The sequence below is a fragment of the Streptomyces sp. Ag109_O5-10 genome (assembly GCF_900105755.1).
Taxonomy (GTDB): domain Bacteria; phylum Actinomycetota; class Actinomycetes; order Streptomycetales; family Streptomycetaceae; genus Streptomyces.
In genome coordinates, this window is the sequence record NZ_FNTQ01000001.1 from 7516976 (window position 1) to 7541706 (window position 24731).

The window sequence follows — 24731 nt, forward strand, 5'->3', positions numbered from 1 at the left end:
GGGAACCGGCCTGGTCGTCCCTCAAGGAGGTGTGTGGATTGACCAGCACGGTCCCCGCGCTCGGAACCCGTACGGCGGAAGGCTCGGCCCTCCAGGCGGTGCTCCTCGACATGGACGGCACCCTGGTGGACACCGAGGGCTTCTGGTGGGACGTCGAGGTCGAGATCTTCGCCCGCCTCGGCCACACCCTCGACGACTCCTGGCGCCATGTCGTGGTCGGCGGCCCCATGACCCGCAGCGCCGGGTTCCTCATCGAGGCCACCGGCGCCGCCATCACGCTTGCCGAGCTCAGCGTGCTGCTCAACGACGGCTTCGAGGAGCGGATCGGCACCGCCCTGCCGTTGATGCCGGGCGCCCAGCGGCTCCTCGCCGAGCTGTACGAGCAGCAGATCCCCACCGCCCTGGTCTCCGCCTCGCACCGGCGCATCATCGACCGTGTCCTGACCTTGCTGGGCCCCCAGCACTTCAGCCTGTCCGTCGCCGGCGACGAGGTCTCGCGCACCAAGCCCTACCCGGACCCGTACCTGCTCGCCGCCGCCGGACTGGGGGTGGATCCGGCCAGGTGCGCGGTCGTCGAGGACACCGCGACCGGTGTCGCCGCCGCCGAGGCGGCCGGCTGCCAGGTGGTCGCCGTCCCGTCGGTCGCGCCGATCGCCCCGGCCGCACGGCGTACCGTGGTGACCTCCCTGGAAGAGGTCGACCTGGCTTTCCTGCACGGCCTGATGACGGAAATGGTCTAGCCGTTCACCCAGCGTGCAAAGGTCCAATGGTCGAAATCCCGGCAACGGTCATTCAACGGAATTCGCAACTGTTCAACCGGCTGAATTCCGATACCCCATCACCGAAATGCGCGTGTGACGTTCACCACGTGTGAGGACGCTCGACAACGTTGCCCGACTGTGCAGAGCACCCCCCTTCGGGGGGAAACGGGGCGACCTTGTGTCCCGATTGGGGAGACGCTGCACTAATCCTGCCGCTGTCGGGTTTTCGGTCCGTCCACGACCGGTTCCCCTGCGTGATGGGCCCTCAACTCACGCCGCTGCCAACCGTCCTGCGGGCGCCGACTAATCTCGTCGCGAGAACATCGCCGTAACCCCCGTGATCCGCTTCGACACCCCATGTATGCGGGATACACGGACACGAACAGCTCTGGAGAACTTCGAGCATGAACCGTAAGACTTTGGTGCTGCCGGCCGTGGTCGGCCTGCTCACTCCGGTGCTCGCCGCGTGCGGTGGGTCCGACAGCGGGAGCAGCAGCAGCGACGCGATCGTCGTCGGCACCACCGACGGGTTCACTGCCACGAAGGACGCCCCGGCGCCCCTCGACCCGGCCTACTCCTACGACGTCGGTGGCTGGAACATCCTGCGCCAGACCGTGCAGACCCTCATGTCCCAGCCCAAGGGCGAGGGCGACCCGGTCCCGGACGCGGCCGAGAGCTGCTCCTTCACCGACAGCGGCAGCGAGCGCTACGCGTGCAAGCTGCGTGAGGGCCTGAAGTTCTCCGACGGCAACGCCGTCACCGCCGAGGACGTCAAGTGGTCCATCGAGCGTGCCCTGCGCATCAAGTCGGACAGTGGCGTCTTCGGTCTCCTCACGAACATCGACACCATCGAGACCCAGGGCGACCGCGAGGTCATCTTCCACCTCAAGACCGCCGACGCCACCTTCCCGTACAAGCTGTCCACCCCGGTCGCGGGCATCCTGAACCCCAAGGACTACGACAAGGACAAGCTTCGCGACGGCTTCGACATCGACGGCTCCGGTCCCTACACCTTCAAGGCCGACGTCAAGAACGACGAGTTCGTCTCCGCCACCTTCACCAAGAACCCGAACTACAAGGGCAGCGTGAAGGTGAACAACCAGCAGGTCGTCCTGCGCTCCTTCAAGGACGCCGAGGCCATGGGCGAGGCGATCGACAAGGGCGACATCGACGTCATGACCCGCTCCATGTCGCCGGCCCAGATCAACAAGCTCGACGCCGGCACCGACAAGAACGTCAGCCTCGTCGACATGTCCGGCCTGGAGATCCGCTACCTCGGCTTCAACACCAACGCGCCCACCGTCAAGGCCAGGGCCGTCCGCCAGGCCATGGCCCAGGTCATCAACCGCGACGAACTCGTCGCCAAGGTGTACGGGCAGCAGGCCGAGCCGCTGTACTCACTGGTTCCGGCCTCCATCACCGGCCACTCCAACTCCTTCTTCAACAAGTACGGCGACCCCAACGTCACCAAGGCCAAGAACCTGCTGACCGCGGCGAACATCACCACCCCGGTGAAGCTCACCATGCACTACACGACCGACCACTACGGTCCGGCCACCAAGCAGGAGTTCGAGGTCCTCGAGCAGCAGCTCAACGGCAGCGGACTGTTCGACGTCAGCATCGAGGGCACCCCCTGGTCGACCTACCAGACGGCCGAGCGCAAGGGTAAGTACGACGTCTACGGCATGGGCTGGTTCCCCGACTTCCCGGACGCCGACAACTTCCTCGCGCCGTTCCTCGACAAGGACAACTTCCTCAAGTCGCCCTACGCCAACAGCCGGATCATCAACACGCTGATCCCGGAGTCCCGCCGCGAGGCCGACCGGGCCAGCGCCACCGGCAGCCTGACCGAGATCCAGGACGACGTCGCCAAGGACGTCCCGGTGCTGCCCCTGTGGCAGGGCAAGCAGTACGTCGCCGCCCGCGACGACATCACCGGCGTCGCCTACGCCCTCAACTCCTCCGCCAGCCTCCAGCTGTGGGAGCTGGGCCGCGGCTCCAGCAGCTGACGCCCGGTCATACGACAGGAGGGGCGCCCCGCTTCACGAGCGGGGCGCCCCTCCTGTCGTACACGCCTGCCGGCCGCCGGCTACTGCGCGCCGGGGCGCACCAGACCGCTCTCGTACGCGTACACCGCCGCCTGCACCCGGTCCCGCAGCCCCAGCTTGGTCAGCACATGCCCCACGTGCGTCTTCACCGTGGTCTCGCTGACGAAGAGGTCCGCGGCGATCTCCGCGTTCGACAGCCCGCGCGCCACCAGCTTCAGCACCTCCACCTCACGGTCGGTGAGCGTGTGCAGGGTGTCCGGCACCGGCTCCTCACCGGACGGCAGATGCGTCGCGTACTTGTCCAGCAGCCGGCGCGTGATGCTCGGCGCCAGCATCGCCTCGCCGTTCGCCACCACCCGGATCGCCTGCACCAGCTCGTTGGCCGGCGCGTCCTTCAGCAGAAAACCGCTGGCCCCCGCGCGCAGCGCCTCCACCACGTACTCGTCCAGATCGAACGTGGTCAGCACCAGCACCTTCGCCGGGCCGTCCCGGCCCGGACCGGTGATCTGCCGGGTCGCCTCCACACCGTCCATCCGCGGCATCCGGATGTCCATCAGCACGACGTCGGGCTGGAGGGCGCGCACCTGGTCGAGTGCCTGCAGGCCGTCTCCGGCCTCGCCCACGACCGCGATGTCCTGCTCGGCCTCCAGAATCATCCGGAACCCGGTACGCAGCAGCGGCTGGTCGTCGACCAGTAGGACGCGGATGGCCACGATGAGTCTCCTTCTGCTAGTCCGCGCTCATTCTGCCCTGCGCCACGTCCCCGGACGCCGCCGACCTCACCGGCAGCGGATACGGCGGGGGAGTGCCGCCGAACTCCGGGCAGTGCGCCTGGTGGTCGCACCACCCGCACAGCTTCGTCGGCCGCGGCCGCCACTCACCCGACTCCGTCGCCTGCCGGATCGCCTCCCACAGCGCGAGCAGCTTGCGCTCCACCCGCTGCAGATCGGCGAGGACCGGGTCGTACGTCAGCACGTCACCGCTGCCGAGATAGACCAGCTGCAACCGCCTCGGCACGACGTTCTTCAGCCGCCACACCACCAGCGCGTAGAACTTCATCTGGAACAGCGCACCCTCGGCGTACTCCGGCCGCGGCGCCTTGCCCGTCTTGTAGTCGACGATCCGCACCTCCCCTGTCGCGGCCACGTCCACCCGGTCGATGATCCCGCGCAGCCGCAGCCCCGACTCCAGCTCCGTCTCGACGAACAGCTCCCGCTCCACGGGCTCGAGACGGACCGGATCCTCCAGCGTGAACCAGCGCTCGACCAGCTGCTCCGCCTCACCCAGCCAGCGCGCCAGCCGCTCGCCCTCCGGGTCCTCCGCGAACAGCTCCCCGAGCTCCGGCCTGGACTCCCGCAACCGGTCCCACTGCCCCGGGATCAGTGCCTTGGCCCGCGGCGCCGTCCGCTCCGCCGCGGGCGCGTCGAAGAGCCGCTCCAGGACCGCGTGCACCAGGGTCCCTCGCGTCGCCGCCTCGCTCGGCTTCTCCGGCAGCCGGTCGATCACCCGGAACCGGTACAGCAGCGGACACTGCATGAAGTCACTGGCCCGCGACGGCGACAGCGACGCGGGCGGCCCGGCCGCCCTGCCCGCCACCCCCGTGACCGGCCCGTCCCCCTGCGCGACGACCGAGCCCTGATCCCGCGCGCCGTCCTCGATGCTGCTGTCCATGACCACAGACCCTACGGCCCGCCACTGACAGTCACCCAACCCGCACGACGCCCCGGCCAACACAGGGGGTGCCGGGGCGGAACACGCCGCGACGGCCGCATACCATCGACCGGAGAAGACGCATCTAACGAGGGGACACCGTGGACGTGAGCGGCGGCAGCGGGCAGCCCCGGTCGGACAACGCCGAACCGGCGCAGCAGACGACCGGCGAGGAGCCCGCGCCCCCGGCCCCGGCCCCGCAGACGCCGGAACACCCCGAACAGCCGGTGCGGCCGCAGACCACGCCGCCACCGGAGAAACCGGAGACGGCCGGGGCACCGGCCCGCCAGGACGCACCCGACCCACCCGCCGGCGCCCCCGACCCGGGCGACGGACCGGCACCCGCGCAGTCCGGTATGGCCAAGGGACGACCACCGAAGCGGCCCAAGGAACCCGGCGGCGGACTGCTCATGGGCCGGCCCTTCGGCGTCCCCGTGTACGTCGCCCCCAGCTGGTTCGTCGTCGCCGCACTGATCACCTGGGTCTTCGGCGGCCAGCTCGACCGCGTACTGCCCGAACTCGGCGCCGCCCGCTACCTCGTCTCCCTCTTCTTCGCCATCGCCTTCTACGCCTCCGTCCTGATCCACGAACTCGCCCACACGGTCGCCGCGATCCGCTTCAAACTCCCCGTCCGCCGCATCCAGCTCCAGTTCTTCGGCGGCGTCTCGGAGATCGAGAAGGAAGCGGAGACCCCCGGCCGGGAATTCGTGCTGGCCTTCGTCGGCCCGCTGCTCTCCCTCGTCCTCTCCGGCCTCTTCTACCTCGCCATGCAGCCCGTCGAGCCCGGCACCGTCCCCGGCGTCCTGCTGGCCGGCCTGATGGTCTCCAACCTCATCGTCGCCGCCTTCAACCTGCTGCCCGGCCTGCCCCTCGACGGCGGCCGGATGCTCCGTGCCGTCGTCTGGAAGATCACCGGCAAACCCATGAGCGGCACCGTCGCCGCCGCCTGGGTCGGCCGCGCCCTCGCCGTCTCCGTCCTCATCGGCCTCCCGCTGCTCAACCACTGGGGCGCCTTCGGCGGCGGCACCGACGACAGCAGCGGCATGGACGCCGTCACCGACGCCCTGCTCGCCGCCATCCTCGCCGCGATCATCTGGACCGGCGCCGGCAACAGCCTGCGCATGGCCCGGCTCCGCGAACACCTCCCGGAACTGCGCGCCCGCACCCTCACCCGCCGCGCCGTCCCCGTCGAGACCGACACCCCCCTCTCCGAGGCCCTGCGCCGCGCCAACGCGGCCGGCGCCCGTGCCCTGGTCGTCGTCGACGCCGACGGCAACCCGCTCTCCCTCGTCCGTGAGGCCGCGATCGTCGGCGTACCCGAACACCGCCGCCCCTGGGTCGCCGTCAGCGGCCTCGCCCAGGACCTCACCGACGGCATGCGCGTCTCCGCGGAGCTGGCCGGAGAGGACCTCCTGGACGTCCTGCGCGCGACCCCGGCCACCGAATACCTGGTCGTCGAGGAGACCGGCGAAATCTACGGCGTCCTCTCGGCCGCGGACGTCGAACGCGCCTTCGTCAGAGCAATGGCAAGGCCCGCCTGACCACGCCCCCGTCCGAGCGCGCCCCCGAAGGGGCGCGGGGAACGGCGCGAGCAACCACGACCCGCCCGCACCCTTCCCCCGGCCGAAGGCGCCCTTCGTTGGTCCGAGCCGCCCGCAGGGGCCGGTAGGCTGTTCACATGTCCGAACCGACCGGTGCCGCCCGCAGGCGCGGGCCCTTCAAGGTCGGGGACCAGGTACAGCTGACCGACCCCAAGGGTCGCCACTACACGTTCACGCTCGAAGCCGGGAAGAACTTCCACACCCACAAGGGCTCCTTCCCGCACGACGAACTGATCGGCGCTCCCGAGGGCAGCGTTGTCCGCACCACCGGCAACGTCGCCTACCTCGCGCTGCGCCCCCTGCTCCCCGACTACGTCCTGTCCATGCCCCGCGGGGCAGCCGTCGTCTACCCCAAGGACGCAGGGCAGATCCTCTCCTTCGCCGACATCTTCCCCGGCGCCCGCGTCGTCGAGGCCGGCGTCGGCTCCGGCTCGCTCAGCAGCTTCCTGCTGCGCGCCATCGGCGACCAGGGCATGCTGCACAGCTACGAGCGCCGCGCGGACTTCGCCGAGATCGCCCAGCAGAACGTCGAGCGCTACTTCGGCGGCCCGCACCCGGCCTGGCAGCTCACCGTCGGCGACCTCCAGGACAACCTGTCGGACACCGACGTCGACCGTGTCATCCTCGACATGCTCGCCCCCTGGGAATGCCTCGAGGCCGTCTCCAAGGCGCTCGTCCCCGGCGGCATCCTGTGCTGCTACGTCGCCACCACCACCCAGCTCGCCCGGACCGTCGAGTCCATCCGTGAGATCGGCTGCTTCAACGAGCCGACCTCCTGGGAGACGATGATCCGCAACTGGCACGTGGAAGGCCTCGCCGTCCGCCCCGACCACCGGATGATCGGCCACACCGGCTTCCTGCTCACCGCCCGCCGTCTCGCCGACGGCGTCGAACCCCCCATGCGCCGCCGCCGCCCCGCCAAGGGCGCCTACGGCGAGGACTACGACGGCCCCAACGCCGACGGCGGCGCCGGCCGCTGAGCCCGGCCCCGCACCCGCTTCAACGTACGAGCGCCGCCGCCGAGTTCCCGACACCACGGAACTGGGCGGCGGCGCTCACCCGTTGTCGACGCCACCCCTGACAGAGTGCGGCACCCCACCGGCCGCGAAAGCCCACCCCGCCGTTCCCTCCCCACTGTGACGTGTGGCACGATGCAGGCCACCCCCACCGGCACAGGCCTCACAGGAGACACTCCTAGTGCAGCAATCCGTGGTCCCGGAGCTCGCTCACACCGACACCCGCCCCATGCACTGGCTCGCCACCGCCGCTGCCGTGGCCGGGGTCGTCGCTCTGTCGTCCCTCTTCCAGCCGGGCTCGGCCAAAGCCGCCCAGCCCACCGCCGCGACCGGGACGAAACCCGCCCCCGCGGCCGCAGCGCCGCCCAGCACCACCGGTGTGGACTTCCCCCTCGACTGCGGCCCCGTGAAGGAGCTGGTCGTCAAGAAGGCCACCGGCGACCTCGACGGCGACGGCAGGCCGGAGACCGTGGTGGTCGTCCACTGCGACTCGGCCATGGGCACCCCGCCCGACGGCGTCTACGTCCTCACCCAGGCCGCCGGCGCCACCAGCCCCCGCGTCGTCGCCACCCTGGTCGATCCCAAGGACCGCTACACCGTGACCGACTTCGCCGTCGCCGGCAAAGCGGTCACCGCCACCCTGCTCGGCTATTCCTCGGACGACGTGCCCAGTTGCTGCCCGGACCTGAAGGCCGGCGCCAAGTGGCAGTGGAACGGCCACGCGTTCGTCCGCTCCACTCCGGCCGCCGCCCACAGCGTCTGACGGCCACACCGGTCACGCCGACCGCGCCGGCCCGACGGGCCCCCGGCCCACGCCACGCGGAGTGGCCGGAAAGTCACTCCGCGTCCGGCCCGTACACCTCGACCTGGTCCGCGACCCGGCGCACATGGATGCACTCGCCCGGACACTCCCGCGCCGAGTCCACCACGTCCGTCAGCAACGGCAGCGGCACCCCCACCGTCGCCCCCTTCGCCTGCAGCAGCTCGTCGTCCGTGCCCTTCACATAGGCCAGGCCGTCGATGTCCAGCTCGAACACCTCCGGGGCGTACTGGGCACAGATCCCGTCACCCGTACACAGATCCTGGTCGATCCAGACCTCGAGCGCCTCACCGCCGGCCAGGGCCTCCTGCTGCACGGTCATCTCTCCTGCCGTCGAAAGCGCCGGGCGGCCGGACCCGGGGGTCACCCGGTCCCGCCCCGGCGGGTGTTGAACGCCCTCGACCCTACCTCCGGCCCGCAGCCGCCCGCGCCCCCTCCTCGCGCACCCTCCGGAGCGCCCTGCGTTCACGCCCCGCGCCCGCGCGGACGGCGCCCCCACCGGCGCGGGACGGCGGCGTCCGGCCACCCGGCCGATCGACTTGAGCCAACCCGCGCCCCGCCGCCGTGAACACGCACCACATCCGGCCGGTCGCTCTGTGTAAGAAATGCGCCACCGGGGCACAACCCCTGAACCGGCATTGGGGCGGACAACTCCGGTCAGTAACGAAGGGTTTTGACCACTCCGGGCCTGGAACACGCGGCTTCCTCATCGCGTTGAGTGGGTATCCACCCGGCACGAGGGAGAACGCGATGGGTGACCGACGACACACCTTGACAGTCTTTGTGATCTAGGGGTTTCAATCGACACCCACCCAGGTAGGGTCTGGAAGCGTCCAGCTCCCCTTGGAGGAGGTGAGGACCGTGGCAGCCCACGACGACGACATGAACCGCGGCATCCGCCCGGGACGAGGGTCCGACGACCCGTCCGAGCAGATCGCCTATCTTGAGCAGGAGATCGCCGTCCTGCGACGCAAGCTCGCCGACTCTCCGCGACACACGAGGATTCTCGAAGAGCGGATCGTCGAGCTGCAGACGAACCTGGCCGGCGTGTCCGCCCAGAACGAGCGACTCGCCAACACCCTCCGCGAGGCCCGCGACCAGATCGTGGCCCTCAAGGAGGAAGTCGACCGGCTCGCACAGCCGCCGGCCGGCTTCGGTGTCTTCCTCACGGCGAACGAGGACGGCACCGCCGACATCTTCACCGGCGGCCGCAAACTGCGGGTGAACGTCAGCCCAAGCGTTGACCTGGACGACCTCAGGCGCGGCCAGGAGGTCATGCTCAACGAAGCGCTCAACGTGGTCGAGGCCATGGAGTACGAGCGCGTCGGCGACATCGTCACCCTCAAGGAGATCCTCGAGGACGGCGAGCGGGCCCTCGTGCTCGGGCACACCGACGAGGAGCGGGTGGTACGGCTCGCCGAGCCGCTGCTGGACGTGACCATCCGCCCCGGCGACGCCCTCCTGCTCGAACCCCGCTCCGGCTACGTCTACGAGATCGTGCCCAAGAGCGAGGTCGAGGAACTCGTCCTCGAAGAGGTCCCCGACATCGGCTACGAGCAGATCGGCGGACTCGGCGGCCAGATCGAGGCCATCCGGGACGCCGTGGAGCTCCCCTACCTCTACCCGGACCTGTTCAAGGAGCACGAACTGCGCCCGCCCAAGGGCGTCCTGCTCTACGGACCCCCCGGATGCGGCAAGACGCTCATCGCCAAGGCCGTCGCCAACTCGCTGGCCAAGAAGGTCGCCGAAGTCACCGGCCAGGCCGCGGGCAAGAGCTTCTTCCTCAACATCAAGGGCCCCGAGCTCCTGAACAAGTACGTCGGCGAGACCGAGCGGCAGATCCGCCTCGTCTTCCAGCGTGCCCGGGAGAAGGCCAGCGAGGGCACCCCCGTCATCGTCTTCTTCGACGAGATGGAGTCCCTCTTCCGCACCCGCGGCTCCGGCGTCAGCTCGGACGTGGAGAACACCATCGTCCCCCAGCTGCTCGCCGAGATCGACGGTGTCGAAGGCCTGCAGAACGTGGTCGTCATCGGCGCCTCCAACCGCGAGGACATGATCGACCCGGCCATCCTCCGCCCCGGCCGCCTGGACGTGAAGATCAAGATCGAGCGTCCCGACGCCGAGGCCGCCAAGGACATCTTCGGCAAGTACCTCACCGAACGCCTCCCGCTCCACGCCGACGACCTCGGAGAACACGGCGGCAGCAAGGCGACCACCGTCGAAAGCATGATCCAGACGGCGGTAGAACACATGTACGCCGAATCCGAGGAGAACCGCTTCCTGGAGGTCACCTACGCCAACGGCGACAAGGAAGTCCTCTACTTCAAGGACTTCAACTCCGGCGCCATGATCGAGAACATCGTCGGACGCGCCAAGAAGATGGCGATCAAGGACTTCCTCGACCACAACGCGAAGGGTCTCCGCGTCTCCCACCTCCTCCAGGCCTGCGTGGACGAGTTCAAGGAGAACGAGGACCTGCCCAACACCACCAACCCCGACGACTGGGCCCGGATCTCCGGAAAGAAGGGCGAACGGATCGTCTACATCCGTACCCTCATCACCGGAAAGCAGGGCGCGGACACCGGACGCTCCATCGACACGGTGGCGAACACCGGACAGTACCTGTAAAACGCAGGGCGGCTGCGGGTGCCCTCACCGGGTACCCGCAGCCGACTGTTTTTCCGGCCAAAACCGGAACCGAGGCGAGCAAGGCAATGACGCAAATGATCTCCCCACCAGCGCAAAGGCGTTCTAGGCTCTTTCCTACCGCCGAGTCGCGCAGTGCGGGGACGGGCACCGCACACGCACCGGAGCGCCAGCGGTACGCGAGCGGGGCCCACGACCGAGGGCTCCGCCGGGCAAGGAGGGCCGCATGACCGTACGGCGAGTAATGGGCATCGAGACGGAGTACGGGATCTCCGTCCCCGGCCACCCCAACGCCAATGCCATGCTCACCTCGTCCCAGATCGTCAACGCCTACGCGGCGGCGATGCACCGGGCCCGCCGGGCCCGCTGGGACTTCGAGGAGGAGAACCCGCTACGGGACGCCCGAGGCTTCGACCTCGCACGCGAGGCCGCCGACGCCAGCCAGCTCACCGACGAGGACATCGGCCTCGCCAACGTGATCCTCACCAACGGCGCCCGCCTCTACGTCGACCACGCACACCCCGAATACAGCGCCCCCGAGGTCACCAACCCCCGCGACGCCGTCCTCTGGGACAAGGCCGGCGAACGCATCATGGCCGAAGCCGCCGAACGAGCCGCCGCACTCCCCGGCGCCCAGCCCATCCACCTCTACAAGAACAACACCGACAACAAGGGCGCCTCCTACGGCACGCACGAGAACTACCTGATGAAGCGGGAGACCCCCTTCTCGGACATCGTGCGCCACCTCACCCCGTTCTTCGTCTCCCGCCAGGTCGTCACCGGCGCCGGCCGCGTCGGCATCGGCCAGGACGGCCACGAACACGGCTTCCAGCTCAGCCAGCGCGCCGACTACTTCGAGGTCGAGGTCGGCCTGGAGACGACCCTGAAGCGGCCGATCATCAACACCAGGGACGAGCCCCACGCGGACGCGGAGAAGTACCGCCGCCTCCACGTGATCATCGGCGACGCGAACCTGTCCGAGATCTCGACCTACCTGAAGCTCGGGACCACGGCCCTGGTCCTGTCCATGATCGAGGACGGTTTCATCGCCGTCGACCTCGCCGTCGACCAGCCCGTACGCACCCTCCACCAGGTCTCCCACGACCCCGGTCTCAAGCGCCTCGTCACCCTCCGCAGCGGCCGCACACTCACGGCCGTACAGCTCCAGATGGAGTACTACGAGCTCTCCCGGAAATACGTCGAGGAGCGCTACGGCGCCGACGCCGACGACCAGACCCGGGACGTCCTGCAGCGCTGGGAGGACACCCTCAACCGCCTGGAGAACGACCCCATGAGTCTCTCCGGTGAGCTCGACTGGGTGGCCAAGAAGGAGCTCATGGAGGGCTACCGCCGCCGCGACGAGCTCGACTGGGACGCCGCCAAGCTGCACCTCCTCGACCTCCAGTACGCCGACGTACGGGCCGAGAAGGGCCTCTACAACCGCCTCGCGGCCCGCGGGCGCATGAAGCGGCTCCTGGACGAGGCCGACGTGGAACGGGCGCGCACCAGCCCGCCAGAGGACACCCGTGCCTACTTCCGCGGCCGCTGCCTGGAGCAGTACGCCGACGACGTCGCCGCGGCCAGCTGGGACTCGGTCATCTTCGACCTCCCCGGCCGCGACAGCCTCCAGCGCGTCCCAACCCTGGAACCGCTACGCGGAACGCGAAATCACGTCAAGGAGCTCCTGGACCGCTGCCGCACCGCAGAAGACCTGGTCAGGGTCCTCTCCGGCGGCTGAACGGGCACCCGGAGCACACCGGCCGACCAGGGTCAAAACCCCGGCGCCCGGGAATCATCGAGGTGGCCCCCGTACGTTGGAGAAACTGCGGGGCCGATGTCGGACCCGGCTTGTAGGGTCTGATCATCACCGATCGGCAGGAAAGCCGACCTGTCGACCCATGTCGGGCGAACTGAGCGGGGTGAGTGTCATGGCAACCAAGGACACCGGCGGCGGACAGCAGAAGGCGACGCACTCGGCCGAGGAGGTCGAGGAGCAGGCGGCAGAGTCGCAGGGCTCCGAGGACCTCAAGGAGCGGCACGAGAAGCTGAGCGACGACGTCGACTCGGTTCTTGACGAAATTGACGATGTACTCGAGGAGAACGCAGAGGACTTCGTTCGGTCCTTCGTTCAAAAGGGTGGAGAGTAGCTTTTCCCTTCGAAACGAAGGTGCGGGGGGAGTCTGGGTTGGCAAGCGAAGAAGGCGTGAAGCGCTGCTCGCGGTGCAAGCAGCACAAACCGTGGGCAGCGTTTGCGCGAAACAAGGCGATGCGTGACGGCTACCAGGCGTACTGCAGGGAGTGCGCGGCTGCGTATCACCAGCAGCGGCAGCTGGCCAAGGGGTGCAACGTTCGACCGAGAGTGGACGCACCTCCAGGGCACAAACACTGCCGCACTTGCGGAGAGATCAAACCGCACAGCGAATGGACGCGGAACAGCAGTGCCTCGGACGGTTTGGCCACTCTCTGCAAGGCGTGCAAGGCGGAGAAGGGGCGGGCGCAGCACCTGAAGCGCAACTACGGCCTAACCGAAGTCGAGCGCGACGCGCTGATCGCCGCCCAGTACGGACTCTGCGCGATCTGTCTAGATGCTCCGCCCGTGCATGTGGATCACTGCCACAAGACGGGTAGGGTCCGAGGCGTACTGTGCTTCAACTGCAATTCGGCCATCGGCAAATTGAGGGACAGGCCCGACGCCGCTCGCCGAGCCGCTGCTTACCTGGAAGGAAACTTGTGGAAGCCAACACTCGTAGCACAGGGCGTCTACCAGCTGCCTTCCTGACGCCTGGGTCGTCCTCGTTCATGGACTTTCTCGGTGAGCACCAGCCGGAGTTGCTGCCCGGCAGGCGGCAGTTGCCGCCCACGCAGGGGGTGATCGAGGCGCCGCACGGGACGACGATCGTGGCGGTGACCTTCCCCGGGGGCGTGGTGCTCGCCGGTGACCGTCGGGCCACGATGGGCAACGTGATCGCCCAGCGGGACATCGAGAAGGTGTTCCCGGCGGACGAGTACTCGGCCGTCGGTATCGCCGGCACCGCCGGTCTCGCCGTGGAGATGGTCAAGCTCTTCCAGCTGGAGCTGGAGCACTTCGAGAAGGTCGAGGGCGCCCAGCTGTCCCTGGAGGGCAAGGCGAACCGGCTGTCGACGATGATCCGGTCCAACCTCGGCATGGCGATGCAGGGGCTGGCGGTCGTGCCGTTGTTCGCCGGGTTCGACGTGGACCGGGCCAAGGGCCGGATCTTCTCCTACGACGTCACCGGCGGCCGGTCCGAGGAGCACAACTTCGCGGCCACGGGGTCCGGCTCGATCTTCGCGCGGGGCGCGATGAAGAAGCTGTTCCGCGAGGACCTGTCCGAGGAGCAGGCGACCACACTGGTGGTGCAGGCTCTGTACGACGCGGCCGACGACGACTCGGCGACGGGTGGTCCCGATGTCGCCCGCCGGATCTACCCGATCATCACCGTGATCACCGACGCCGGTTTCCGCCGGCTCACGGACGACGAGTCCTCCGAGCTGGCCCGTGCGGTGCTGGCGCGCCGCCTGGAGGAGCCGGACGGCCCGCGCGCGGCGCTGCTGTAGGGCGCCGACGTTCTTATCAAGGTGATCCCAGTGACTTCGACGGAACCCTAAGGAAGGGGACGGATACCGGTGTCGACGCCGTTCTATGTCTCACCTCAGCAGGCGATGGCGGACCGTGCCGAGTACGCCCGCAAGGGCATCGCGCGTGGCCGCAGCCTGGTTGTGCTCCAGTACGCCGACGGCATCGTGTTCGTCGGTGAGAACCCGTCCCGTGCGCTGCACAAGTTCAGCGAGATCTATGACCGGATCGGTTTCGCGGCCGCCGGTAAGTACAACGAGTACGAGAATCTGCGGATCGGTGGGGTGCGGTACGCCGATCTGCGTGGTTACACCTATGACCGTGACGATGTGACGGCGCGTGGTCTGGCGAACGTGTACGCCCAGACGCTGGGCACGATCTTCTCGTCGGCGGCGGAGAAGCCGTACGAGGTGGAGCTGGTCGTCGCGGAGGTCGGGGAGACTCCGGAGGGTGACCAGATCTATCGGTTGCCGCACGACGGCTCGATCGTGGACGAGCACGGTTCGGTGGCGGTCGGTGGCAGTGCGGAGCAGATCAGTACGTATCTGGACCGTGAGCACCGGGAGGGTATGACCCTGGCGGAGGCCCTGAAGCTGGCTGTGACGGCGCTGTCGCGGGAGTCGAACGGTACGCAGCGGGAGATCCCGGCGGAGCGTCTCGAGGTCGCGGTGCTGGACCGGACGCGTCCGCAGAAGCGGAAGTTCAAGCGGATCGTGGGTCCGCAGTTGTCGCGGCTGCTGGAGGCGGGCGGTGCGGCGACGGCCGCGGAGGCCGAGGACGCCGAGGAGTCCGGCGGAGACGTCGAGTAGGTTCTCGTATCGGCTCGTGTCAGCCCTTTCTGCGCGCCCCGTCCGGTGGTCATCGGACGGGGCGCGGGCGTTTCACGAGGGGCGTGGGGGTGCTGTGGAGCCTCGTACGACGAGTTCGACGGGGATGTCGCCGTGTTCGGGTTCGCGGCCGTCCAGGACGGCGAGGAGGGCCTGCATGCCGCGTTCCCCGAAGAGTTCCGCGTCCAGGCGTACGGTCGTCAGCTCGGGGTCGATGGCGGTGGCGAGGGCGAGGTCGTCGAGGCCGGTGACGGAGATGTCGTCGGGGATGCGCAGGCCTTGGCGGCGGAGGGCTTTGTAGGCGCCGGCGGCGAGTTTGTCGTCGTCGCAGACGAGGGCGGTGGGGCGGGGTCCGGGGGTGGTGAGGGCGGCCTCGGTGGCGGCTTGGGCGCCTTCGATCGAGATCGGGGCGCGGATCGTGCGCAGTGAGGTGCCGGGTACCGCTGACGTGCGGGTGGCCAGTTCGTGTGCGCGTACCTCGAAGGTCCAGGAGGCGATGTCGGCGGCCAGGTGCAGGAAGTGGCGGTGGCCGAGGTTCAGGAGGTGGTCGGCGGTCTGGCGTACGCCGTCGGCGATGTCGAGGTTGACGGTGGCGGCGCCGAGGCTGCCGTCGGGGTCGCTGTCGAGCATGACGAGGGGGAGCTGGTCGCCGCGGATGGCGGTGAGGGCGTCGGCGGCCATGGAGGAGGCGATGACGCCGTCGAGGGCGGACTGGGCGGAGGCGAAGGGGTCGCGGGCCGGGCCGATGCCTTCGGGGGAGGGGTAGAGGAGGACGCCGAAGCCGTGCGCGGAGGCGACGCGGGCGGCGCCGGTGTAGACGCCGGCGAAGAACTCGGTGGTGAGGGCGGGGACGACGAGGAGGACGGTGCGGGTGCGGCCGAGGCGGAGGTTGCGGGCGGCGAGGTTGGGGCGGTAGCCGAGGTCGCGGGCGGCTTCGCGGACGCGTTGGGCGGTGGTCTCGGAGACGCGGCCGCGCCATTTGTCGCCGAGCACGAGCGACACGGCGGCCTGGGAGACGCCGGCTGCCTGGGCGACGTCGCGGCTCGTGGGGCGCGTGCTGCTGGGTGGCACCGGGGGTGGGCTCCTTCGTCTGGACGTGTGAACAGCGCACATGGTACGTATGAGAGACGGGGTTATACGTAAAACGTGGAGGTGGGACATGGCCGCGGGGTACCTGGAGATCCTCAGGGCGAGGCACGCGGCCCGGCTGCTGGCGGGGACGCTGGTGGGGCGGCTGCCGAACGCGACGGCGGCGATCGCGATCGTGCTGTTCGTGCGGGCGGAGGGCGGCACGTACAGCCTGGCGGGGGCGCTCGCGGCGGTGTACGGGGTGGCCAACGCGGTGGGTCAGCCGGTGCTGGGGCGGCTGGTCGACCTGCGCGGGCAGCCGCGGGTCCAGTTGCCGGCGGCGCTGGCGTCGGCGGGTGCGATGGCCGTGTTCGCGTTCGCGGGTACCGGGTCGCTGCCGGTCGCGTACGCGGCCGTGGCGGCGGCGGGGCTGTTCACTCCGCCGCTGGAGGGCGGGTTGCGGGCGCTGTGGCCGAGTGTCCTGGGTGGGGAGGAGCGGGTCCACACGGCGTACGCGATGGACGCGGTGGCGCAGGAAGTCATGTTCACGGTGGGGCCGTTGCTGGTGACGCTGTGCGTGTCGCTGTGGTCGGCGCGGGCGGCGCTGCTGATGGTGAACGTGGTGGGGGTGCTCGGGGCGCTCTCGGTGGTGGTCTCGGCGCCGTCGCGGGCGTGGCGGTCGGCGCCGCGTGAGGCGCACTGGCTGGGTGCGCTGCGCTCGCCGGGGCTGCTGGCGCTGCTGGGCGCGTTCCTGTTCGTGGGGATCGCGCTGGGGTCCATCACGGTGGCGTCGGTGCCGTACGCGGACGGCCACGGGGGTGACGCGGTGTACGGCTGGATGATGGCGGCGCTGGGGCTGGGTGCGCTGCTGGGGGGCAGTGTCTACGGGGCGCGGCGGTGGGCGGGGGAGCCGGCGCGGCGACTGCGCGTGCTGGTGGCTCTTCTGGCGGTGTGTTATCTGCCGCTGATGCTGATGCCGGGGGCGTTGGCCATGGTGTTGCTCACAGTGCTGGCCGGGGTGTTCCTGGCGCCGGCGATCGCGTGTGCGTTCGTGCTGGTGGACCGGCATGCGCCGAGGGGCACGGTCACCGAGGCGTTCTCCTGGCTTGTGACGACGTTCACAGTGGGGGCGTCGGTGGGAACGGGCGTGGCCGGGCCGGTGGTCGAGGCGGGCGGGGCCCTGTGGGGGTTCGCGGTGCCGGGTGCGGCGGGGGGTGTGTCGCTGCTGGTCCTGGCGGTCACGGGGCGGGTCCTCGCAGCTCCCGGTGGGGGTGCGGTGGTTGCGGCCGGTTCGGAAAATGATCCAAATCGTGCTGTCGAACCCCGTTTCAGCTCAGGGGATCGGGCGTAATGTTCAGTCATGGACCGCCGCATTTTCGGGCTGGAGAACGAGTACGGCGTCACGTGCACGTTCAGGGGACAGCGCCGCCTGTCGCCTGACGAGGTGGCGCGGTACCTCTTCCGCCGTGTCGTGTCATGGGGCCGTAGCAGCAATGTCTTTCTGCGGAACGGCGCCCGGCTCTATCTCGACGTGGGCTCACATCCGGAATACGCGACACCCGAGTGTGACAATGTGACCGAACTGGTCACCCACGACAAGGCCGGCGAGCGCATTCTCGAAGGGCTGTTGGTGGACGCCGAACGACGCCTGCATGAGGAAGGAATCGCGGGCGACGTCTACCTTTTCAAGAACAACACGGACTCGGCGGGCAACTCCTATGGTTGCCACGAGAACTATCTGGTGGCGCGGCACGGGGAGTTCTCCCGGCTCGCGGACATCCTCATTCCGTTCCTGGTGACCCGGCAGCTGCTGTGCGGCGCCGGGAAGGTGCTGCAGACCCCGCGCGGTGCGGTGTACTGCGTGAGCCAGCGGGCGGAGCACATCTGGGAGGGCGTCTCCTCGGCGACGACGCGTTCCCGGCCGATCATCAACACGCGCGACGAGCCGCACGCCGACGCCGAGCGCTACCGCCGGCTGCACGTCATCGTCGGCGACTCGAACATGTCCGAGACGACGATGCTGCTGAAGGTCGGCGCCACCGACCTGGTGCTGCGCATGATCGAGGCGGGCACGGTGATGCGGGACCTCACCCTGGAGAACCCGATCCGGGCGATCCGCGAGGTCAGCCACGACATCACGGGCCGGCGCAAGGTGCGTCTGGCCAGCGGCCGGGAGGCCTCCGCCCTCGAGGTGCAGCGGGAGTACTACGAGAAGGCCGTGGACTTCTGCGAGCGGCGCGGCATCCGCACCGGCACGGTCGAGCAGGTGCTGGAGCTGTGGGGCCGGACGCTGGACGCGATCGAGGCCGAGGACCTGGACCGGATCGGCACCGAGATCGACTGGGTGATGAAGTACAAGCTCATCGAGCGGTACCGGGCCAAGCACAACATGACCATGTCCCATCCGCGGGTGGCGCAGATAGACCTCGCCTATCACGACATTCACCGTCGTCGGGGTCTGTATTACCTGCTGGAGAAGAAGGGTCAAGCCGCGCGGATCTGCAATGACTTGAAGATCTTCGAGGGCAAGTCGGTTCCGCCGCAGACGACTCGGGCGCGGCTGCGCGGTGACTTCATCAGGAGGGCCCAGGAGCAGCGCCGGGACTTCACGGTCGACTGGGTGCATCTCAAGCTCAACGACCAGGCGCAGCGCACGGTGTTGTGCAAGGACCCGTTCCGTTCGGTCGACGACCGGGTGGAGAAGCTCATCGCCGGTATGTGAGAGATCGGCACAGAACGCCACACGGGCGCCGTACGTTTTCCGTACGGCGCCCTTCTCACGTCGTAGAGTTGCGCGCACGCCATCCGCAAGATCGACCGATTACGAGGCTCTTCCGTGCGCCGACGCTCTCTCCTCCTTGCCGCTGTTCCCGCGGGACTGGTCACGCTCGCCGGGTGTGGTGACAACTCGTCCTCCTCCAGCAAGGCCAGTGCCTCGCCGTCGGCGTCCGCCTCGGTGCCGCCGCCGAAGATCGTGGACGGGCCGTTGCCGGCGATCACGGCGGGCACGAAGTTCAACGAGAAGCCGACGGTGGCCAAGGGCACCGGTGACCCGTCGAAGAACCTGGCGGTCAAGACGGTGATCGCGGGCAGCGGCAGGACGGTCGCGGAGAACGACTTCATCCAGGCCAACTACCTGGGGCAGATCTGGTCCACGGCGAAGGTCTTCGACCAGTCGTACGACCGCACGCCGCTGCTGATGCAGCTCGCCGCGGGCAGCATCATCGACGGCTGGCGGTACGGGCTGGCCGGGAAGAAGGTCGGCAGCCGGGTGCTGATGGCGGTGCCCCCGACGTGGGGCTACGGCAGCGCCGGCAATGCGCAGGCGGGGATCAAGGGCACCGACACGCTGGTGTTCGTGGTGGACATCCTGAACTCGTTCAACTCGAAGAGCTCCAGCACGGGCAAGGAGGTCGCGCAGAGCGACCCGTCGCTGCCCAAGGTCGGCACGAACACGGACGGCAAGGCCCCCTCGATCGAGATTCCCAAGGTGGACCCGCCGAAGACGCTGGTGTCGAACTACGTGCTGGAGGGCGACGGCGCGGCGGTGCAGCCGGCGCAGACCGTCCTGTGCCAGTTCAAGGGCGAGGTCTGGGACACCGGCAAGGTCTTCGAGCAGACGTACGAGAGTGGGCGGCTGGCGCAGTTCTCGCTCGCGCAGATGCAGGAGGTCCTCAAGGGGCTGGCGCAGGGCATCACCGGGAAGAAGGTGGGCAGCCGGATCCTGGTCGTCACGCCGCCGGAGCTGGCCTACGGGAACAACCCGCCGAGCGGTGGTGTGGTGAAGAAGGGTTCGACGCTGGTGTTCACGGTGGACATTCTTGCGGCGATGTAGTCGCGGGGGCGTGAGTCGGGCGGGGATGAAAGACTGTCCGCGTTCCGTGTCGTACACAAGCAGGAGCAGAAGACGTGAGCATCGACAAGCCCGAGATCGACTTCCCCGAGGGCCCGGCCCCGGCCGACCTGGAGATCAAGGACATCTGGGAGGGTGACGGCGAGGTGGCCCAGGCGGGTCAGACCGTCACCGTGCACTACGTGGGTGTCGCGTTCAGCACCGGCGAGGAGTTCGACGCCAGCTGGAACCGCGGCACGCCGTTCCGCTTCCCGCTGGGCGGCGGCCGGGTCATCAAGGGCTGGGACCAGGGCGTGCAGGGCATGAAGGTCGGCGGGCGCCGCCAGCTGACCATCCCCGCCCACCTCGCCTACGGCGACCAGAGCCCGACGCCTGCGATCAAGCCCGGCGAGACGCTGATCTTCGTCGTGGACCTGCTCGGGGTCTGATCCCCGTCCCCGGCCGGCGTCGTTCGGACGCCGTCCGGTCCTGGCCGGGAACCGGCTGGACGAGGGCCCGTGCCGTGTGCGCGGGCCCTCGGCGTTTGTCGTGTCGTGTCCGTTTCGGCCCTCATTGTTTGGACTGGCTTTTGCCGTGACACTCCGGAGCGGTACGGTCATCGGTCAGGAGCACCATAGGGAAGACGAAGGGCGTCGATGGCCATTGCCAAGGCCGAGCGGCTGATGAACCTGGCGCTGTGCCTGCTGGGGACGCGGCGGCCGCTCAGCAAGCGTGAGCTGCGCGAATCCATCGAGGCCTACCTGGAGGCGGGCAGCGACGACTCCTTCAGCCGGATGTTCGAGCGGGACAAGGACGATCTCCGCGAACTCGGGCTGGTGATCGAGACCGTCGAGAACCTGGACGGCGAGGTCGGCTACCTCGCGCGCCGCGACAGCAACCGTCTGCCGCCCATCACCCTGGACGCCGAGGAGGCCGCCGCCCTCGGTCTCGCCGCGAAGGTCTGGCAGCAGGCCCGGCTGGCCGGTGCCGCCAGCGGTGCCCTGCAGAAGCTGCGCGCGGCCGGCCTCCCCGAGGATGTCGACCCGTACGAGGCGCACGGCGCCCTGGAGCCGCGGATCCCGGTGCACGAGGCCGCCTTCGAGCCGCTGATGCTGGCCTGCCGGGACCGCCGCCCGGTCGTCTTCGACTACCGCAAGGCCAACGCCGCCCGCCCCGAGACCCGGACCGTGGAGCCCTGGGCCCTGGAGTGCTGGCGAGGCCACTGGTACCTGGCGGGCTGGGACCGCGACCGGGGTGCCGAGCGGGTGTTCCGGCTGTCCCGGATCACCGGGAAGGTCCGCTCCCGAGGCACTCCCTTCACCGCGCCGGTCCCGGACGTCGTCACCGTCCGCGAGACCGTGGCGGGCTGGGCCGGTGAGATCGCGGACCGTTCCGCGCTGATCCGGCTGCGCTCAGGTGCCGGCTACCCCCTTCGGGCGAAGGCCACCGCGGTGCGGGAACTCGGAGACGGGTGGGACGAGTTGGAGATTCCGTACGGGCACGGGCTGGACGCCTGGCTGGTGGAGTTCGGGCCGGACGTCATGGTGGTCGAGCCGGCCGAGCTGCGCGCCGACGTGGTGGACCGGCTGCGTGCCGTGGCCAAGGGCTGAGGGGGAGCGGAGCAAGGCAGTGGCAGGAAAACCGGTCAGGCCCGTGAACGCCATCGACCAGACCCGGCGGATGCTCTCCCTGGTGACCTACCTGCGCGAGCGCCCCGGCGCCCGGATCGCGGACGTGGCGCGCGCCTTCGGGATCACCGAGGACGAACTGGTCTCCGACCTCGACGTGCTGCCCATGTGCGGCACCAGCTTCCGGGGCGGCGATCTGCTGGACATCGACACCGACGGCGAGCGCATCTGGTGGCACAACGCGGCCGCGCTCGGCGAGGAGGCCGCCGAACCGCTCAGGCTCGCCGCCGACGAGGCGACCGCGCTCCTGGTCGCCGCCCGCGCGGTGGCCACCCTGCCGGGCCTGCGCGAGGGCGACCGGCAGGCGCTGCTGCGGGCCACCGCCAAGCTGGAGACCGCGGCCGGCGAGGCGGGTGACGCCAGCGCCCGGCTCTCGGTGACCTTCGAGTCCGAGGGCGGGGTCTTCGCCGACGTCGACCGGGCGATCGCCGAGCGCCGCCGGCTGTGGATCCGCTACTACTCACCGGCCCGCGACGAGGTCACCGAGCGCGAGATCGACCCCATCCGCCTGGTCAGCGTCGGTCACACCTATGTGGAGGCCTGGTGCCGCCGCTCCGAGGCCCGGCGCACCTTCCGGCTCGACCGGGTCGCCGAGATCAAGATCCTCGACGAGCCGTCCGCACCCCCCGAGATCGAGCTGCGCGACCTGTCCGAGGCCCTGGTGCAGCCGGCCGCCGAGGATCCCGAGGTGGTCGTCGAGGTCGGCCCCGGCGGCCGCTGGGTCGCCGAGTACTACCCGCACGACAGCGCCGATGAGCTTCCCGACGGCGGGCTGCGTATTACTCTGCGCACCCCCGATCCGACCTCCCTGCGCCGGCTGGCGCTCAGGCTCGGCGGAGACGGCCGGATCGTGTCACCGCCCGAGCTGGCCGACAGCGCCCGCCGGGCGGCCCGCGAGGCACTGGCGGCGTACGACCAGGTCGGGCACGGCGACGTGGAAGGGCATGAGTGAGCCGGAGCGGCGAGCCGGCGAGGGTGAACGGTCAAGAGGAGGGGCGAGGGTTTTGAACGAGTCTTCGGTGGTTCTGGACGGGACTTCGGGTGCCGGTGGCGCGGGCGCGCGGGAGATGACGGTCGCGGCCGCCTTCGCCGGGATGAGAAGAGTGGTCCCCGTGGTGTTCAGGGCCGGCTGCCCGGACTGCCGGAGCAGTTTCGAGCTCGCCGCGAGCGCCCTGCGCCTGGCCATCGGAGCCACCAGCAAGACGACGTTCTACTCGTTCACCTGCCCCGACTGCGGGGCCGCCGTCCGCAAGCCCGCCGGCGAGCGGATCGTCGAACTGCTCACCGGCGGTGGGGTCAGGACGCTGCGGCTGCACCCCACCGTCTAGGCTCGGCCCCATGTTCTGGGCGATGGTCGCGGTAGCTGTGGGTTTCGTGGGTCTCGCCGTGCTCGGCGTGCTCGCCGTCCGGGTCTTCCTGGAGGCGCGGCGGCTGGGCGCGCAGGTCGCGGACTCGGCGCGGCGCATCAGCCGGGCCGCGGAGGACCTGGAGCGGGCGGCCGGGAGCGCGGCCCGCACCGTGGACGCACTGTGACCCTCACCGTGTGTGACCCCCGCTGTGCGAACGGTGTGAGTGGTGGGCAATAAGCGGTTTGCGTCACTTCGCCCTGTCACGGTGCCCGCAGGGAAAGGTACGCTGCTGAACGCGGCACGGAGAACGAGGCACGTTCCGCGGACCGGGAGTACGCACGGGGATTGCCTCACGTTTACCCCTGAGCGTTACGATCGCTGAGAGCACGATCAATCGGACGCATGTCCGGCGGATCGGACAGCATCCCACCCAGCCGCCTCGGTGAGAAGGTAAAGACTTATGTTCGGAAGGCTCGGCGCCCCCGAGATCATTCTCATCCTCGTCGTCGTCATCCTGCTGTTCGGCGCGAAGAAGCTTCCCGACATGGCGCGCTCGCTCGGCAAGTCCGCTCGCATCCTCAAGAGCGAGGCCAAGGCGATGAAGGAAGACGGCAACACCTCCGCCCAGGCGCCCGCCTCCGGCGAGCAGTCCCAGGCCCAGCGCACCATCCAGGCGGCCCCCGGCGACGTGACCAGCGCCCGCCCGGTCAACGAGCCGTCGGACACCACCCAGCGCTGACGCAAGGCCGGTAGCCCCCGGCCTGCCGCACGAGATGAGGACGTGGGTTGCCAAAGTCTGCCCGCAAACAGGAGAAGGATCCCGAGGGGCGGATGCCTCTCGCGGATCACCTTCGTGAGCTCCGCAACCGGCTCGCGAAGGCCATGCTGGCCATCATCGTCATCACGGTGGTCGCCGCCTTCTTCTACAACAACGTCATCGACTTCCTCACCAAGCCGATCCTCGACTCGGTCGGTTGCCACCACACCTTCTCGGAGATGAACACGACGAAGGGTGACGAGCAGTGCGCGCAGATCACCATCAACGGTCTGCTCGCGCCCTTCACCCTCGCCCTCCAGGTCTCCCTGATGGCAGGCGTGGTGTTCGCCTCGCCGGTCTGGCTCTACCAGCTGTGGGCGTTCGTCGCCCCCGGTCTGCACCGGCACGAGAAGAAGTACGCCTACGCGTTCGTCGGCACCGGCGTTCCGCTCTTCTTCGGCGGCGCGTACTTCGCGTACCGGGTCCTGCCGACCACCGCGAAGGTGCTCATCGGCTTCACCCCGCACGGGGTGAGCAACCTGCTGCCGCTCGACGACCTGCTGCAGCTGGTCACCCGTATGGTGATCGTCTTCGGCCTCTCCTTCGAGCTGCCGCTGCTCCTGGTGTTCCTCAATCTCACCGGCATCATCACCGGCAGGCGCATGCTCGGCTGGTGGCGGGCGATGATCCTCGGCATCACGGTCTTCGCGGCCGTGGCCACGCCGAGCACCGACCCGCTCTCCATGCTGGCGCTCGCCGGACCGATCTGGGTGCTGTACTTCGGCGCGGTCGCGTTCTCCCTCCTCAACGACCGGCGCAAGCGCCGCCGCGACGACGACGGCCTCGATGATGACGAGGCCTCCGACCTCGACCTCACCCCCGACGACATCGGCGAGATCGAGACCGTCTCCGCCAGCCGCGCGCTGCCCGAGGCTCCGGACCGGGTCAACGGGTACGACGACGTGACCTGACAGGGCGACCACAGCCACCGGGAGGTGCCCGCGTCCCACGAC

At 69.4% G+C, this 24731-nt stretch carries 25 protein-coding genes; 21 read left to right on the top strand and 4 right to left on the bottom strand.

The window, feature by feature from the left end; translation table 11 throughout:
* Nucleotides 1–38: 38 nt before the first annotated feature.
* Together BLW82_RS34245 and BLW82_RS34250 are read left to right on the top strand one after the other, a co-directional pair.
* A complete protein-coding gene (locus BLW82_RS34245) occupies nucleotides 39–740 on the top strand; it encodes an HAD family hydrolase (protein WP_093505066.1) in 702 nt (233 codons plus the stop codon).
* Nucleotides 741–1165: 425 nt separating this feature from the next.
* Nucleotides 1166–2770, top strand: a complete 1605-nt coding sequence (locus BLW82_RS34250; protein WP_093505068.1) for an ABC transporter substrate-binding protein — start codon at nucleotides 1166–1168, stop codon at nucleotides 2768–2770.
* Between the two features lie 80 nt (nucleotides 2771–2850).
* Here the strand turns inward: BLW82_RS34250 and BLW82_RS34255 are convergent, their stop codons facing one another.
* Nucleotides 2851–3522 (bottom strand): response regulator, encoded by a 672-nt coding sequence (locus BLW82_RS34255; protein WP_030608351.1) that lies wholly within the window; start codon nucleotides 3520–3522, stop codon nucleotides 2851–2853.
* Between the two features lie 16 nt (nucleotides 3523–3538).
* Nucleotides 3539–4480, bottom strand: a complete 942-nt coding sequence (locus BLW82_RS34260; RefSeq protein ID WP_093505070.1) for a RecB family exonuclease — start codon at nucleotides 4478–4480, stop codon at nucleotides 3539–3541.
* Nucleotides 4481–4620: 140 nt separating this feature from the next.
* Here BLW82_RS34260 and BLW82_RS34270 point away from each other — a divergent pair, with 140 nt between their 5' ends.
* From BLW82_RS34270 to BLW82_RS34280, 3 genes are all read left to right on the top strand, one after another.
* Nucleotides 4621–6060, top strand: coding sequence for a site-2 protease family protein (locus BLW82_RS34270; RefSeq protein WP_093505072.1), 1440 nt, complete (start codon nucleotides 4621–4623; stop codon nucleotides 6058–6060).
* Between the two features lie 137 nt (nucleotides 6061–6197).
* Nucleotides 6198–7100, top strand: coding sequence for a tRNA (adenine-N1)-methyltransferase (locus tag BLW82_RS34275; protein ID WP_089103073.1), 903 nt, complete (start codon nucleotides 6198–6200; stop codon nucleotides 7098–7100).
* 217 nt (nucleotides 7101–7317) lie between these two features.
* Nucleotides 7318–7899 carry a hypothetical protein gene (locus BLW82_RS34280; RefSeq protein ID WP_093505074.1) on the top strand — a complete coding sequence of 194 codons (582 nt, stop codon included), beginning with the start codon at nucleotides 7318–7320 and terminating at the stop codon, nucleotides 7897–7899.
* Between the two features lie 73 nt (nucleotides 7900–7972).
* Here the strand turns inward: BLW82_RS34280 and BLW82_RS34285 are convergent, their stop codons facing one another.
* The gene (locus BLW82_RS34285) at nucleotides 7973–8278 is read right to left on the bottom strand and encodes a ferredoxin (protein WP_093505076.1); all 306 of its coding nucleotides are present in this window, start codon (nucleotides 8276–8278) and stop codon (nucleotides 7973–7975) included.
* A 539-nt stretch (nucleotides 8279–8817) separates the two neighbouring features.
* Here BLW82_RS34285 and arc point away from each other — a divergent pair.
* The 6 genes from arc (at nucleotide 8818) to prcA (ending at nucleotide 15006) form a co-directional block, all read left to right on the top strand.
* Entirely contained in the window at nucleotides 8818–10584 is a 1767-nt protein-coding gene (gene arc, locus BLW82_RS34295) for a proteasome ATPase (RefSeq protein ID WP_093505079.1), read from the top strand.
* Nucleotides 10585–10828: 244 nt separating this feature from the next.
* Complete coding sequence (gene dop / locus BLW82_RS34300; protein ID WP_351958918.1) at nucleotides 10829–12340, top strand: depupylase/deamidase Dop; 1512 nt, start codon at nucleotides 10829–10831, stop codon at nucleotides 12338–12340.
* A 190-nt stretch (nucleotides 12341–12530) separates the two neighbouring features.
* Nucleotides 12531–12749, top strand: a complete 219-nt coding sequence (locus tag BLW82_RS34305; protein WP_093508426.1) for a ubiquitin-like protein Pup — start codon at nucleotides 12531–12533, stop codon at nucleotides 12747–12749.
* Between the two features lie 119 nt (nucleotides 12750–12868).
* The gene (locus tag BLW82_RS34310; RefSeq protein WP_371131515.1) at nucleotides 12869–13381 is read left to right on the top strand and encodes an endonuclease VII domain-containing protein; all 513 of its coding nucleotides are present in this window, start codon (nucleotides 12869–12871) and stop codon (nucleotides 13379–13381) included.
* Complete coding sequence (prcB, locus tag BLW82_RS34315; protein ID WP_093505083.1) at nucleotides 13333–14178, top strand: proteasome subunit beta; 846 nt, start codon at nucleotides 13333–13335, stop codon at nucleotides 14176–14178. The genes BLW82_RS34310 and prcB overlap by 49 nt, the downstream gene beginning before the upstream one ends.
* Nucleotides 14179–14247: 69 nt before the next feature.
* Nucleotides 14248–15006: a proteasome subunit alpha gene (gene prcA, locus BLW82_RS34320; protein WP_093505085.1), complete on the top strand. Its 759-nt coding sequence runs from the start codon at nucleotides 14248–14250 to the stop codon at nucleotides 15004–15006.
* Between the two features lie 72 nt (nucleotides 15007–15078).
* Here prcA and BLW82_RS34325 read toward each other — a convergent pair whose 3' ends face one another.
* Nucleotides 15079–16137 carry a LacI family DNA-binding transcriptional regulator gene (locus tag BLW82_RS34325; protein WP_093505087.1) on the bottom strand — a complete coding sequence of 353 codons (1059 nt, stop codon included), beginning with the start codon at nucleotides 16135–16137 and terminating at the stop codon, nucleotides 15079–15081.
* 46 nt (nucleotides 16138–16183) lie between these two features.
* Between BLW82_RS34325 and BLW82_RS34330 the strand changes: the two genes are divergently transcribed.
* From BLW82_RS34330 to tatC, 10 genes are all read left to right on the top strand, one after another.
* Nucleotides 16184–17443 carry an MFS transporter gene (locus BLW82_RS34330; protein WP_093505089.1) on the top strand — a complete coding sequence of 420 codons (1260 nt, stop codon included), beginning with the start codon at nucleotides 16184–16186 and terminating at the stop codon, nucleotides 17441–17443.
* Between the two features lie 9 nt (nucleotides 17444–17452).
* A complete protein-coding gene (gene pafA, locus BLW82_RS34335; protein ID WP_028801611.1) occupies nucleotides 17453–18814 on the top strand; it encodes a Pup--protein ligase in 1362 nt (453 codons plus the stop codon).
* A 114-nt stretch (nucleotides 18815–18928) separates the two neighbouring features.
* Nucleotides 18929–19927 carry an FKBP-type peptidyl-prolyl cis-trans isomerase gene (locus BLW82_RS34340; protein ID WP_093505091.1) on the top strand — a complete coding sequence of 333 codons (999 nt, stop codon included), beginning with the start codon at nucleotides 18929–18931 and terminating at the stop codon, nucleotides 19925–19927.
* Nucleotides 19928–20001: 74 nt separating this feature from the next.
* On the top strand, nucleotides 20002–20373 hold the full coding sequence (locus BLW82_RS34345) for an FKBP-type peptidyl-prolyl cis-trans isomerase (protein WP_093505093.1): 372 nt from the start codon (nucleotides 20002–20004) through the stop codon (nucleotides 20371–20373).
* 207 nt (nucleotides 20374–20580) lie between these two features.
* Nucleotides 20581–21534, top strand: a complete 954-nt coding sequence (locus BLW82_RS34350) for a helix-turn-helix transcriptional regulator (RefSeq protein WP_093505095.1) — start codon at nucleotides 20581–20583, stop codon at nucleotides 21532–21534.
* Nucleotides 21535–21553: 19 nt separating this feature from the next.
* Nucleotides 21554–22564 (top strand): helix-turn-helix transcriptional regulator, encoded by a 1011-nt coding sequence (locus BLW82_RS34355; protein ID WP_093505097.1) that lies wholly within the window; start codon nucleotides 21554–21556, stop codon nucleotides 22562–22564.
* Between the two features lie 115 nt (nucleotides 22565–22679).
* Nucleotides 22680–22940 (top strand): hypothetical protein, encoded by a 261-nt coding sequence (locus tag BLW82_RS34360; protein WP_093505099.1) that lies wholly within the window; start codon nucleotides 22680–22682, stop codon nucleotides 22938–22940.
* 10 nt (nucleotides 22941–22950) lie between these two features.
* A complete protein-coding gene (locus BLW82_RS34365) occupies nucleotides 22951–23145 on the top strand; it encodes a hypothetical protein (protein ID WP_093505101.1) in 195 nt (64 codons plus the stop codon).
* Between the two features lie 276 nt (nucleotides 23146–23421).
* Nucleotides 23422–23700 carry a Sec-independent protein translocase subunit TatA gene (gene tatA, locus BLW82_RS34370; RefSeq protein ID WP_093505103.1) on the top strand — a complete coding sequence of 93 codons (279 nt, stop codon included), beginning with the start codon at nucleotides 23422–23424 and terminating at the stop codon, nucleotides 23698–23700.
* Nucleotides 23701–23747: 47 nt separating this feature from the next.
* Nucleotides 23748–24689, top strand: coding sequence for a twin-arginine translocase subunit TatC (gene tatC / locus BLW82_RS34375; protein ID WP_093505105.1), 942 nt, complete (start codon nucleotides 23748–23750; stop codon nucleotides 24687–24689).
* Nucleotides 24690–24731 lie beyond the last annotated feature (42 nt).

Bases quoted from the DNA above. Each gene is read 5' to 3' on its own strand.
- BLW82_RS34250 (WP_093505068.1), top strand. From the start codon at position 1,166: ATGAACCGTAAGACTTTGGTGCTGCCGGCCGTGGTCGGCCTGCTCACT.
- BLW82_RS34260 (WP_093505070.1), bottom strand. From the start codon at position 4,480: ATGGACAGCAGCATCGAGGACGGCGCGCGGGATCAGGGCTCGGTCGTC.
- BLW82_RS34275 (WP_089103073.1), top strand. From the start codon at position 6,198: ATGTCCGAACCGACCGGTGCCGCCCGCAGGCGCGGGCCCTTCAAGGTC.
- BLW82_RS34285 (WP_093505076.1), bottom strand. From the start codon at position 8,278: ATGACCGTGCAGCAGGAGGCCCTGGCCGGCGGTGAGGCGCTCGAGGTC.
- dop (WP_351958918.1), top strand. From the start codon at position 10,829: ATGACCGTACGGCGAGTAATGGGCATCGAGACGGAGTACGGGATCTCC.
- BLW82_RS34305 (WP_093508426.1), top strand. From the start codon at position 12,531: ATGGCAACCAAGGACACCGGCGGCGGACAGCAGAAGGCGACGCACTCG.
- BLW82_RS34310 (WP_371131515.1), top strand. From the start codon at position 12,869: ATGCGTGACGGCTACCAGGCGTACTGCAGGGAGTGCGCGGCTGCGTAT.
- BLW82_RS34325 (WP_093505087.1), bottom strand. From the start codon at position 16,137: ATGTGCGCTGTTCACACGTCCAGACGAAGGAGCCCACCCCCGGTGCCA.
- BLW82_RS34330 (WP_093505089.1), top strand. From the start codon at position 16,184: ATGGCCGCGGGGTACCTGGAGATCCTCAGGGCGAGGCACGCGGCCCGG.
- pafA (WP_028801611.1), top strand. From the start codon at position 17,453: ATGGACCGCCGCATTTTCGGGCTGGAGAACGAGTACGGCGTCACGTGC.
- BLW82_RS34350 (WP_093505095.1), top strand. From the start codon at position 20,581: ATGGCCATTGCCAAGGCCGAGCGGCTGATGAACCTGGCGCTGTGCCTG.
- BLW82_RS34360 (WP_093505099.1), top strand. From the start codon at position 22,680: ATGACGGTCGCGGCCGCCTTCGCCGGGATGAGAAGAGTGGTCCCCGTG.
- BLW82_RS34365 (WP_093505101.1), top strand. From the start codon at position 22,951: ATGTTCTGGGCGATGGTCGCGGTAGCTGTGGGTTTCGTGGGTCTCGCC.
- tatA (WP_093505103.1), top strand. From the start codon at position 23,422: ATGTTCGGAAGGCTCGGCGCCCCCGAGATCATTCTCATCCTCGTCGTC.